This is a genomic window from Thiolinea disciformis DSM 14473, from assembly GCF_000371925.1.
Classification (GTDB): Bacteria; Pseudomonadota; Gammaproteobacteria; order Thiotrichales; family Thiotrichaceae; genus Thiolinea; species Thiolinea disciformis.
The window spans coordinates 64,384-76,813 of sequence record NZ_AQVE01000018.1; the positions used below are offsets into that span (position 1 = coordinate 64,384).

A 12,430-nucleotide genomic window follows, 5' to 3' on the forward strand; every position below is an offset into this window, starting at 1 on the left:
GCGATACATGTCGGATATAGAAGTTAAGAAACTCGCAGAAATGGTGCGAGCTCCTGTGGATGTCTTAATGCGTCAATTAAAACGTGCAGGCATCGAAGTGAGTAGTCCCGATGACAAAATTACTGATGCTCAGAAATTATTATTGCTAGAGCGTATGAATGAAGGCAATACCGATTCAGCAGGCAACAAAATTACCTTAAAGCGTAATCCACCGAATGTAGGGAATGATCGTCGTCCACCGGCGGGTGTTGATGTGCGTCGTAAAAAGACTTTGGGTTTGCGTGGCAATAGTAATGAGTCAGCGGCTGATCGTCAGGCGGAATTACGCGCAGAACAATTAGCACAACAAGCTCAAGCCGAGCGTCGTGAGCGCGAAGCAGTAATAGAGAAGGCTGAACGTGAACGGCGTGAGCGTGAAGCACAGCGTTTACGTCAACAGCGTGAGGGCGTTACTAATGCTAATCAAGTGTCACGCCCAGCCGTACCAGTTGTGGTAGAAGAAAAAGTAGCTGAGCCTGTGCCTGTTGCATTGGAAGCTCCTATTCAAAGCCATGAACAAATCGCAACACCGATTGAGACTGTCCTTGAGGTAGTAGCGCCGCCAGTTGAGCCAGCTCCTGTATTGGAATCTAGCTTGGTAGAAGCGCCTAAGCCTGAAGAAGTAGTGGCGAATGTGGTTGCGACTCAGGTGTCAGAAGCTCCGGCGCCCGCCGCCGGTGAACAGCGTCGTATGGTTGTCGAGGCTGCTCGTGAAGAAGCAGCGGCAGCACTCAAACGTCGTCCTTCACGTGCCAAGGCAAAACCTTCTTTAGCGCCACGTACCACTATTGTGAGTGACGAGGAAGAAGAGGTTGTTCCTTCCGTGAAGTTACCTATCAAGGATGAGGACGAAGATTTAGGTGCCAAGAAAGGCGATAAGAAGAAGCCTGTTCGTACACGTGGCCGTGAAAATGAGCGTGGCAATACACCAACCATTCAACATAAGGGTGGTAAGCGTAAGCCTGGTGGTCGTCGTGACGATGTGGTACCAGAGCGCGAAGTAAAACATGGTTTTGAGAAACCAACGGCGCCCGTTATTCGCGAGATTGAAATTCCATCGACCATCGTGGTGTCGGATTTAGCGCAGAAGCTGGCGATTCGTGCCACAGACATTATTAAGTCCATTATGAAAATGGGCATGATGGTGACAATCAATCAAGCAATTGATCAAGATACCGCTATTCTGGTGACTGAAGAGTTAGGTCACAAAGCGACCCCGATGAAGGAAATGGATGAGGCGAGTATGCTCGCTACCGTGCTGGACTCGGGCGATTATTATGTTGAGACACGTCCACCTGTGGTGACTATCATGGGTCACGTTGACCATGGTAAAACCTCTTTACTCGATTATATCCGTAAAACACGGGTGGCTTCTGGCGAGGCGGGTGGTATTACCCAGCATATTGGTGCTTACCATGTGGATACACCTCAAGGTACGGTGACGTTCTTAGATACCCCAGGTCACGCTGCTTTCACCAAAATGCGTGCGCGTGGTGCACAAGTAACGGATATTGTGGTGTTAATCGTAGCGGCGGATGATGGTGTCATGCCCCAAACCAAAGAAGCGATTCAACACGCCAAAGCGGCTAATGTACCGCTTGTGGTGGCGATTAATAAGATCGACAAACCAACCGCTGATCCTGAACGCGTCCTCAGTGAATTATCACTGAATGACGTGTTGACTGAGGATTGGGGGGGGGATGTTCCAGTCGTACGTGTTTCTGCCAAAACGGGTGTCGGCATTGATGACTTATTGACGACGATTCTATTGGTAGCTGAAGTATTGGAGCTTAAAGCCCCAACCGATGCACCGGCAAAAGGTGCGGTGGTTGAAGCGAGTATTGAGCGCGGTCGTGGTGCGGTTGCAACGGTTCTGATTCGTGAAGGCACCTTGCACAAAGGCGATATGCTGTTGTGCGGTACCCAATTCGGTCGAGTCCGTGCCATGTTCGATGAAACTGGCCGTCCAGTGAAAGAGGCGGGCCCATCGATTCCGGTCGCAGTAGTGGGCTTACCGGCAGCACCAGAAGCAGGTGATGAAGCTTTTGTGGTTTCTGATGAGCGTAAAGCGCGTGAAATTGTTGAATTGCGTAAAGAAAAACAACGTGACAGCCGTTTCGCCGCACAAAGTAGCGCTAGACTGGATAATTTATTCAGCCAAATGCAAACCGCTGAACGTGCCCAAGTTAACTTATTGGTTAAAGCCGACGTGCAGGGTAGCGTGGAAGCGATTCGTAGTGAATTGCTTAAATTATCTACCGACGAAGTCGAAGTACGCATTCTATCCTCCGGTATTGGTGGCATGACTGAAGGCGATATCGACTTGGCCGCAGCCTCAAAAGCGACCATTATTGCGTTCAACGTGCGTGCCGATGCTTCAGCGCGTAAAGCCGCTCAAGAGAACGAAGTCGAAATTCGTTATTACAGCATTATTTATGATGTCATTAATGATGTGAAAGCAGCGATGAGTGGCTTGTTGTCGCCTGAAACTCGCGAAGTCTTCTTGGGTCTGGCCGAAGTACGCAATGTATTCCGTGCCTCTGGTTTTGGTCAGGTCGCAGGCTGCTTAGTCATCGAAGGCGTTGTGCGCCGTGGTAGCCCTATTCGCGTGTTACGTGAAAATGTGGTGATCTTCGAAGGCGAGCTTGAATCATTACGGCGTCATCGTGATGATGTCAAAGAAGTTCAGGTGGGTACTGAATGCGGTATCGCTGTGAAAGACTACAATGACGTGCGCGTTGGCGATAAGATCGAAGTGTTTGACCGTATCCAAGTGGCGAGAACCATTTAATGGTAAAACGCAATGCAGCCGCTGGCTTTTCACGGAGTGATCGTGTAGCGGGTCAAATCCGTCGCGATATTGCGCTACTGATTCGCAATGAAGTGAAAGACCCGCGTTTAGGGATGGTAACGGTGTTGGAGGTGTCAGTCTCCAAAGATCTGACTCATGCCAAGGTTTGGTTCGATACCCTTAATGCGGAACAAGGCAAGGAAGCCGAAGCGATTTTAAATCAAGCGGCTGGCTTCCTGCGCCATGAACTAGGACGTGGCTTGAAGTTACGAGTGACCCCTAACTTGCATTTTTTCTATGATGAAAGCCAAGCGCGGGGTGCTGCTTTATCGGAGTTGATTGACCGTGTTATCGCGGAAGATCAGCAAGCGCAGCAAGCTGACCACGATATCGCTAACAAAGAGCACGACTAAACCTTGGCTAAGGCATTAGGTAAGGTAGATGGCATTATTTTGCTGGATAAGCCCTTAGGTTTATCCAGTAATCAAGCGCTTCAACAGGTTCGTTGGTTATTCAAAGCCGAGAAGGCTGGCCATACGGGCAGTCTTGATCCTCTAGCAACAGGTATGTTGCCGATTTGTTTTGGCGAAGCAAGCAAGGTTTCCGCCTTTCTTTTAGATTCTGATAAAACGTACCTTACAATAGCCCAATTAGGCAAAATAACGACCACGGCGGATGCTGAAGGTGAGGTCTTGCAAACGCGTGCTATTCCGTCTTTATCACCTGAGCGTATTGAAGCGGTATTAGCGAACTTTCGTGGCGTGATTCAACAAGTTCCACCGATGTATTCAGCGCTCAAAAAAGATGGCAAGCCGCTTTATGAATTGGCACGCCAAGGCATCGAAGTAGCGCGTGTTGAGCGTCAAATCACTATTCACCAACTCGAATTAGTCAGCTACACCGAGGATACACTGCACTTGCGGGTGCATTGTAGTAAGGGCACGTATATTCGCTCTTTAGTGCAGGATATTGGCGAAGCTCTCACGTGTGGTGCGTATGTAGCTGCCTTGCGACGTACTAGCGTAACGCCGTTTGATCCAGCTGCGATGCAGACAATGGAGCAGTTGCAAGCCTTAGCAGAAAATGATCCATTTGAATTGCATAAATTGCTACTAGCCCCCGATGTGGCTTTACAAGCATTACCACAATGGACGCTGGCGAATGAGGCGCAAATCTGGCGTTTGCGCCATGGCAAAGCCTTGGCTTGGCCTGAGCGTTTGCCGGTACTACCGTTATTGCGATTGTATAGTGCAACCGGTGAATTTATTGGAGTTGGTGAATGGCGCAAAGGTCAATTACGCGCCAAGCGCCTGATGGCTTACGATCCTAATGAGCACGGGGAATAGTACTACACACAGAGCAATTCGGATCGCGTGGCAAGGTAAAACTTATCCACTCCATGACTAGTCCATCAAAAAGCAGCACGCGTCCGGCCAGACTTCTTCCTGTTCCCACGATTAGCTTAATGGTCTCTAAGGCTTGCATACTGCCTAAAATCCCCAAGATAGGCCCAACCACACCATTCTCGCTACAGGTTTGTGCAAGCGCAGCAGTCTTGCTATAGAAACATTGGTAGCAAGGATTTTCACCCAGCCAAGGCTGAAACACGCTCATTTGGCCTTCCCAACGAATTGCAGCAGCCGAGACTAAGGGTTTACGTGCTTGAACAGCCATTTGATTAATGAGCAAGCGAGATTCTAAATTATCTGTGCAATCAAGCACTACATCGACTTGCTGTATGTGCGCCAATAAAGCTTCTGCATCAAGTCTAGTAGGAATGATTTCGAGCTTTATTTCGGGATTGAGGCGCTGCAAGGTTTCAGCGGCCGAGTCTACTTTGCGCTGCCCTACTTTTTCACTATCATGCACAATTTGACGTTGAAGATTGGTTAAATCGACAGTATCGGCATCGCATAAGACTAATGTTCCAAGTCCAGCACTGGCTAAATACATCGACACAGGTGAGCCTAAGCCCCCCAAACCGATAATGAGCGCGCGTGCTTGTTGCAATCGTTGCTGCCCAGTAATATCAATTTGTGGCAGCATAATTTGGCGGCTATAACGTAACAGTTGCTCATCGTCCATTCTAAAAAGCCTCGCGTTTAAAGCTAAAGCATAGCAAGGGTGTTTTAGCGCGTATAGATAACCCGAAAGGAGCGCATCACTATGCAAAACTTTGATTCTTCTCGTCGTAGTGCCCTAAAAACTTTACTGGGTGTGTTGGCATTGCCCACCTTTTATACAGTGGCACAGGCTGACACACAGTTACCACGCCCGCCTTCCGATGCAAATGTGCTCTTTCTGCAACGTCACGATGCCGAGTATTTAAAGCATCGCCAGATTTTTAATAAGCGCATTACGTTAATGCCACGCTTCATTGCGGTTTGTTATAACGAAACAGGTGTGCAAACGGCAATCCGTTATGCCAATCAGACTAATTTAGCAGTGAGCGTAAAAAGCGGCGGGCATTGTTTTGAAGGCTATTCTTTAAATGAAGGCGGCCTACTCATTGATCTTTCTTTATTTAATAAACTTAGCTATAGCGCTGATAGTAAAACCCTCGTGGCGCAAGCCGGTGCGAAATTAGGTAAGGTTTATGAGTATCTAGCGCCGCATAAACGTTTAATTCCAGCGGGTTCTTGTGCTGGGGTAGGGGTAGCAGGTTTAACCTTGGGCGGTGGTTATGGTTTTTTCGCACGTCAATATGGTTTGACTTGTGATAGTTTGAAACGCGTTCAATTAGTGGATGGAAAAGGCAATTTACTCGATTCGAAAGATAATCCTGAATTATTATGGGCGTGTCGCGGTGGTAATAATGGTAGTTTCGGCGTGGTAACACGTTTTACGTTTAATACCCATCCTGCCCCTAATTTCTTTCGCAGTTATCGTTTTAAATATAAAAATTTAAATCTGGTACAAGCCACAGCGTTAGCGAAGCGTTGGTTTGATTTAATGCCAAGCTTGCCGACTACCGCTTATTCATCATGGGTTCTGAATCGTAATCAATTAACGATTCTAATGACCGATATGAGGCCAAGCACGAACGCATTACAAGCGATTCTTAAATCGCTGAGTAAAGGTGCATCAGACATTATGCCCGTACGTAAGGATAGCTTTTTGGCAGGTATAAAGCGCTATCGTGGTGGGCAAGAACCTATGTACTTTAAGAATGTTTCCGCCGGTTATTATCAAAGCTTTAAAAGTATTGAGGCGGCTTTTCCTGATATTTTTAAAGCGATGCAAGCTAGTCCGCTGAAACAAAATTTACTACAAATTAATACCTTGGGTGGAGCGATTAACGATGCTGGCAAAGCAGCAAGCAGCGCCTATCCACACCGAAGCTATGCATTTTTAGGTGAGTATCAGGTTTATTATGACAAAGCTAGCGATGGAAATAGAGCCGTTGATTTAGTAAATCAAATCCAAAAGCGTTTAACGGCAGCGGGTATTCAGGCGCACTATGCGAATTATCCGGATATTAATTTACCCAATTGGCAAGAGGCTTATTACGGTGCTTCCTATGCGCGCTTACAAAAATTGAAGCATCAATTAGACCCTGATAATCGTATTCGCCACCCGCAAAGTGTTCAGCTCTAAATTTACCAATTAAAAGGCTGTACCTGAACAATTTCACCGGCTTGAACCGTGTCACGTTCATCCGGCAAAACAATTAAACAATTCGCTTGGCTCATCGAGCTTAAAATGCCTGAGCCTTGATAGCCGGTTTTTTCTACGATTAATTGGCCTTGTGCAGTACGCGATAAAATACCGCGTTGAAATTCAGTTCGCCCTGGTTGTTTTTTTAAGCGGCTTTGGCATATCGCATCCATTAATAGAGGCTGAGGATGCGTTTCTCCAGCCATTTTTAATAAAGCGGGTTGGACTAATTGTAAAAAAGTCACCATGACAGCGACCGGATTGCCCGGTAAACCAAAAAAAGTCGCTTGGTCTAATTGCCCCATGGCTAAAGGGCGGCCGGGTTTAATGGCAATCTTCCAAAAATGAATTTGCCCCAGTTTGTTGAGAATAGCTTTTATATAATCGGCTTCGCCAACTGAAACACCACCCGAAGTTAACACTACATCAGCATTGGCAGCGGCATTTTTCAAAGTTTGCTCAAGTAAATCGGGATCGTCTTTTACCACACCCATATCGAGCACATCGAAATTCAAACGCTTCAAAAGACCATAGAGCGCGTAGCGATTGCTATCGTAAACCTCACCTGCTGCTAAAGTTTCGCCGATTGAGCGCAATTCATCACCAGTAGAAAAGAAGGCAACTCGCAAAGGCCGATAAACGCTTACCTCGCCAATGCCAATCGACGCCAGAATCCCTAAATCGGCTGGATTTAAGCGCCGCCCTGCTTGGAGTAATACGCTATTTAGAGCAATGTCTTCACCGGCTTGGCGAATATTTTGCCCCGCTCGATGTCCTGTGCCAATACGAATAGCGTGTGCATCCAGTTGCTCAACTTGCTCTTGAATGACAACAGTGTCAGTTCCGGCAGGCATAGGAGCGCCGGTCATAATCCTTACACATTGATTGGCACCACATATACCTTCAAAAGGTTTACCTGCGAAAGCTATCCCGACAAGCTCGAAATTCTTAGTAGCAGCATTGGGCAAATCTTCGCCCCGTAAAGCATAGCCATCCATCGCTGAATTCACATGGTTCGGGACTTGAATGGGCGAGATAATATCTTGAGCGAGTATATGTCCCAAGGCATCACGCAAAGGGCGTTTGATGGACTGAGTAAGGGGCGGGCAAGCTGCCAAAATATGTTGCTGGGCTTGTACCAAAGACAAGCTGGTAGGGTCAATGCTATCAAAGCAGCTGGGGGCAGTTTGGATAGTGGTATTCGGCATGGCTCGCTGTCTCTCGCTAACAATGCACAGCATAGTAACGAAATCCACAAGGCTTGTAATGTACGCAAATCAAATTTGCGTTATGTAGGAGGCGGCCAATTATCCGCAAATTAATTCCTCGCAACCAGATCGGCCTCACACCTAATAAGTAATTTCGATCAAGCTCTCAGTCATATGAATCAGTATAGCAGCAATCGAGGTGAATGATGAAGAAAAATCAAAAATACGCAGGATGGCAGACGATTATATTCTGGTTATTGTGGTCGTTATTACTGATCCCTTTATATTTCGCGACGGCTGCGGCTTGGATCGTAGGCTCTCTGTTAAAAACTTTTAATGAGCCTATGGATATTTTACTCACGCTCATTTTTATGCTGGCAATCATTATGCTGGTATTAGTAATTTTTAAATCATGGCGTGCTTTTATTAATCACACCCATAGTTTTAGCAAAGTATTGGGAATGGTATTTACCGGTTTATTAGTCATACCCTTATTAACCTTATTATTAGGCGGTGCGACTTATGTGCAATTTAATAATCAACCCATGTCTTATTATCAAAATAATTATGATAGCTTCATGGAAAAACATGCTAGCCAATTGTCACAAGCTCATTAAATAGATTTCTAACACTTGCAGAGAGGGCTGTCTGAACTCAGAAGCCTTTCTAAACCTACTACATTCATTTTTTGACACTTAACAAGCAAACCAAGCTAGTTCAATTTGTTTATTTTGCTTTTCTTGGGATTGTTTCGGCAGCTAATCGTTTACAATATACTATTAGTCCCAAAAATTGTGTGCTTTGTCCCATGTCTAAAACGATTCTCTTTTTAGCGGCTAATCCTTCTAATCGCGATGCGTTGTTTATCAATGATGAATACCTCGCCGTTAAAGCGCACTTGCGTAACACCGAGTTTCAGATTGTCATGCAACCCGCGTTGCAATTTAAGGACTTATTAGATGCATTGAGAACCCACAAGCCTTGGATGGTGCATTTTAGTGGGCATGGTGAGGGCGCTTTGGGTTTGTTACTGGAAGATGCCAAGGGCAAAGCTGCTTATCTCAAGTCTGATTCACTCAAAACCATGTTCAGTCTCTTGCATGGGCATACGCACTGTGTATTTTTGAATGCTTGTTATTCGGAGCAACAAGCCAAGCAAATTTCGCCCTATATTCCCTACATTATTGGTATGAGTACCCAAGTGCGTGATGCTATTAGCTTGCATTTTAGTGAGCAGATTTATGCAGGTTTAGCGAAACATTGGGGTATTGAGCAAGCGTTTTACTGGGCAAAAACGGCAGTGCGTCAAGAGCATTATTTGGCCGCTAATATCCCTATTCTTTATAAGCAGGGTCAACTAATTGAGCAAGAACCACCAAGCAGTTCTGTCAGTTTAGCACTCAAGCAACGCAGTTTTGTTGATGCAATTTTCAAGAAATACCTGAATTTGAATTCATCGTTGATCCTTCTGGCGCAAGAGGGTTTTCAGACTCAGCATTATGTACAGGCTTTGCGTGATAAGGCGAAGTTGCATTTTGGGGCGGAGTGGGTATTGAACTTTTCGTTACCCGCTGATCAGGATATGAGTGAATCGGATTATTTCTCTGAGTTGGCGACTGATTGCGATTTGGATCAATCAGTGCATTCCTTACCAACATGGCGCAAGGCGATGCGGGCGCGTTTGAAGAAGGGTAAGGAATTATTTTTGTTAGTTACACGCTTTGAAAAGGGTGATGAAAAGCATCGCAGAACTTTAGCGGGTGAGTTGCGCAGTTTGTTGGAGGATTTTCCAAAGGGTTTGCATTTGGTGCTAATTGGGGGAGAGCGTTTGGCGGCATTAAAGTATGAGCAGGGTGCCATGTCTTTGTTGAATCATTTGCCTACTGAGTCGGTACCGGAGTTGTGTATTGAGGATATTTACTTACTTTATCCGCATACTGCCAAATTGGCGGAAAATCTGTTGCAAGCAATCTTGCACTTTGCGGATCATCATCCTGTGTTAGTAGAGGCTTGTTTGCGCGAGCTAGCGCAGGGTGAAAGCAATTGGAGTGAATCCGTGAAAAATAGTCATATTCCTGCGCAATTGTTTAATCGAGTGCGCCAAGAAAAGCAGCTTTGTGATTATCTGAATAAAAACCAATTTGGGCGGCATGACACTTGGGCAACTGACCCTTTAGAGCGCAGATTGTATTGGCAGAATTTTCTGAAGCCACAGAATGGGTGTTTGGTCTGGCGCTGTGAGTGGTTGCGGGAAATGGGTAAGGAGTTATTAAAGTGTTAGATGGCTATTAATTGATGAGGTAATCTTCAAAAAATCATCATAGCCTAATAGGCTCTGTTGAAATTTAAAAATCGCACTTAGTGAAATCAATAAATTGTGTCATTTATTCGGTTTTGATATACCAAATTAATCAACTATACTAAGCGCCAACAAAGTCAAGAGTTAATTGAAAATTAATAGACCTCCTGCGAAAGTCATTTTTTAAGAAATTTCACCAATTGGAATTTAACCAATTCTAGGTCGAAGACTAGGTGCGAAGGGTTTTCTAAAAAATATGCAAGTGATTAATTTTTGACTTTTGCAGGAGGCATAATAAATTAATTCTATGGGTTTCTAATAGTTCTATGTTCTGATGCTTTAGTATTTTAAAGAATTTGCATTTTTTGTCGAAAAACGTACGCTTGTCTTTCTTGCACTTTTTAAGAGGATTCGTATAGTGAGTGAAGAGGCTGTGGATTTAAAGAGGAATTCTGTTAAGAAGTTTATTGAGTTTGGAACGTTTAGTAGTGATCAAAAAGCAAAATACCTAGCTGAAATTTTTGATGGTGAATTAGAGCAAAACCAAGGGAAGCCAACTAACTTTCTTGTGGAAAATAGTGATTCACCTAGTTCTACTAGTAGTATTAGATTAATAAGACCAGATTCTGGATTATATACTCTTAAGCTGCCGCTTGATTTTCCTATTGGTATAAAGCGTATTATGCTTTATTTTATTAGCACATCTTTTCGAACTGCTCTTGAAGATTTGAAAAAAATACCTGCGATTGAAGGTAGGTTTATATTTTTCTATAGTAATGCTCCTAATGATCAAGATGAGTTATTTAATATTGCGCAAAATCGTGATAATAAGTATATAGCGCCTAGTAGTAAGCATCTGAGGAGTTTTTTATTTAATATAAATGCCAAGTCCTTACTATTGGATATACTTGTTAGTCAGCTTAGTTTATCTGAGTTGTCCCCTTATCAGATTAATGGTGGTGTGAATAATGAGGATGTTTTCTTTGGTCGCCATGGGGTTATTAATCACATTACTAATCGCGACTCTATGAATTACCTAGTTGTTGGTGGGCGGCAAATGGGAAAGTCGAGCCTATTGAAGGCTTTGAAGCGGCGTTATGCAGAAAATGCGCAAGTGCGGGTTTTTTATCAAACTTTATCCAATGAAACTTTGATTCCACATCTGATGGCAGCTTTAGATTTGCCCGAAATAGATTCACCACAAGCCTTTGCCCAAACTTTGGAAGCGCAGTTAAAGGCGGAGGGTAAGCGCTATATCTTCTTAATCGATGAGGCTGATTTATTCATTGCCCACGAGCAAGTACAAGGTTACCCAATTTTGAGTGTATTTCGCCGCCTCAGCGAACAAGGACAATGCAGTTTTATCCTCGCCGGATTCTGGCAACTCTATCAACATGCGGTTTTAGACTATCAATCACCCTTACGCAATTTTGGTGAAGTCTTAGAAGTTGGAGCATTAGAACAAGATGCCTGTGAACAACTTGCTACTAAACCGATGCAAAACCTCAATTTGAGCTATGCCAATCATGCTTTAGTTCAACACCTTATCAGCCAATGTGGGCAGCGTGCTAATTTAATCGCCTATGTTTGTGACCAAATAATTAAGCAATTAGAGCCGAGTCAGCGCGTGATTGAAGTCACTGATATTCACCGCGTACTCCAAGGGCGCGACTTGCAAAAACGTCTAGCGGGTTGGTCAGTTGGCATCGGCGAGAAAGAGCAAGCCTATGATCGCTTGGTAGTGTATAGCACGATTCAACAAGCTAGTTTCACCATCGGTGCGTTAATGCAGGATTTGGAGCAACAAGGTGCACATTTTGATAGCTCCGAATTGGAGCAGGCGCTATCACGTCTAGAATTGGCTTTTGTCTTGAAGAAAACTCAGAATCGCTATTGCTACTGTGTGCCACTGTTTGTGGAGTATATGTGTGCGGATGAAGTCGAAGTAAAACGTATTAAGGAGCTGAAATCGTGGACTTGATTAGGTTCTGTTGACATTTATAGGTAGAGTTTGCTAAAAGCGAACGATTTCAGGGTGTTATGACGAATCGCTATGTGTTAACGGATGAGCAATGGCTTATCTTATATGATCTGCTTCTCCAACATCCAAGGGTGTAGGTGGGTAATCCAGAGCGCTGTCGCTTATTCCTGTAGGCGGTGTTGTGGATCCTGCGGTCGGGCAGTCAGTGGCGGAGTTTACCGCGTGAGTACGGTCACTGGAATAGTGTGTTTAAACGGTATAATCGTTGGGCGGCGATGGTTGTATGGGATACCTTATTTCAGGCCATTCAAGTAGAGCCTGACTATCAAGAAGGCGGTATCGATAGTACCGTGGTGCGGGCACATGCCTGTGCAGTGGGACAAAAAAAGTAGTGCCACAGCCGAAGCTCTTGGTCGTTCAGTTGGGGGTTTTAGCTGTAAAATCCATGTGTTAAC

At 44.9% G+C, this 12,430-nt stretch carries 9 protein-coding genes and 1 pseudogene; 8 read left to right on the forward strand and 2 right to left on the reverse strand.

Annotated features, from left to right (window positions below; translation table 11 throughout):
* Window positions 1–7: 7 nt before the first annotated feature.
* From infB to truB, 3 genes are read left to right on the forward strand one after another with little or no spacing between them, the layout of a single operon-like run.
* On the forward strand, window positions 8–2,830 hold the full coding sequence (gene infB, locus A3IE_RS0113585; RefSeq protein WP_020396168.1) for a translation initiation factor IF-2: 2,823 nt from the start codon (window positions 8–10) through the stop codon (window positions 2,828–2,830).
* Window positions 2,830–3,243, forward strand: a complete 414-nt coding sequence (gene rbfA, locus A3IE_RS0113590) for a 30S ribosome-binding factor RbfA (RefSeq protein WP_020396169.1) — start codon at window positions 2,830–2,832, stop codon at window positions 3,241–3,243. The genes infB and rbfA overlap by 1 nt, the downstream gene beginning before the upstream one ends.
* A gap of 3 nt (window positions 3,244–3,246) precedes the next feature.
* Window positions 3,247–4,176: a tRNA pseudouridine(55) synthase TruB gene (truB, locus tag A3IE_RS0113595; RefSeq protein WP_020396170.1), complete on the forward strand. Its 930-nt coding sequence runs from the start codon at window positions 3,247–3,249 to the stop codon at window positions 4,174–4,176.
* On the opposite strand, the gene A3IE_RS0113600 is transcribed toward truB, so the two are convergent.
* On the reverse strand, window positions 4,157–4,915 hold the full coding sequence (locus A3IE_RS0113600; RefSeq protein WP_020396171.1) for a HesA/MoeB/ThiF family protein: 759 nt from the start codon (window positions 4,913–4,915) through the stop codon (window positions 4,157–4,159). The two genes, truB and A3IE_RS0113600, sit on opposite strands and share 20 nt — an antisense overlap.
* Window positions 4,916–4,996: 81 nt before the next feature.
* On the opposite strand from A3IE_RS0113600, the gene A3IE_RS0113605 reads away from it, so the two are divergent.
* A complete protein-coding gene (locus A3IE_RS0113605) occupies window positions 4,997–6,427 on the forward strand; it encodes an FAD-binding oxidoreductase (protein ID WP_020396172.1) in 1,431 nt (476 codons plus the stop codon).
* Window positions 6,428–6,429: 2 nt separating this feature from the next.
* Here the strand turns inward: A3IE_RS0113605 and moeA are convergent, their stop codons facing one another.
* Entirely contained in the window at window positions 6,430–7,743 is a 1,314-nt protein-coding gene (gene moeA, locus A3IE_RS0113610) for a molybdopterin molybdotransferase MoeA (RefSeq protein WP_281167190.1), read from the reverse strand.
* Between the two features lie 155 nt (window positions 7,744–7,898).
* Here moeA and A3IE_RS0113615 point away from each other — a divergent pair, with 155 nt between their 5' ends.
* From A3IE_RS0113615 to A3IE_RS23425, 4 genes and pseudogenes are all read left to right on the forward strand, one after another.
* Window positions 7,899–8,312 carry a hypothetical protein gene (locus A3IE_RS0113615; RefSeq protein ID WP_020396174.1) on the forward strand — a complete coding sequence of 138 codons (414 nt, stop codon included), beginning with the start codon at window positions 7,899–7,901 and terminating at the stop codon, window positions 8,310–8,312.
* Window positions 8,313–8,503: 191 nt separating this feature from the next.
* Window positions 8,504–9,976 carry a CHAT domain-containing protein gene (locus A3IE_RS22180; protein ID WP_157832876.1) on the forward strand — a complete coding sequence of 491 codons (1,473 nt, stop codon included), beginning with the start codon at window positions 8,504–8,506 and terminating at the stop codon, window positions 9,974–9,976.
* Window positions 9,977–10,676: 700 nt separating this feature from the next.
* Window positions 10,677–11,975: an ATP-binding protein gene (locus tag A3IE_RS20735; RefSeq protein ID WP_157832877.1), complete on the forward strand. Its 1,299-nt coding sequence runs from the start codon at window positions 10,677–10,679 to the stop codon at window positions 11,973–11,975.
* A 173-nt stretch (window positions 11,976–12,148) separates the two neighbouring features.
* Window positions 12,149–12,245, forward strand: a pseudogene (locus A3IE_RS23425) (transposase); the annotation flags it as partial.
* Window positions 12,246–12,430: the final 185 nt, after the last annotated feature.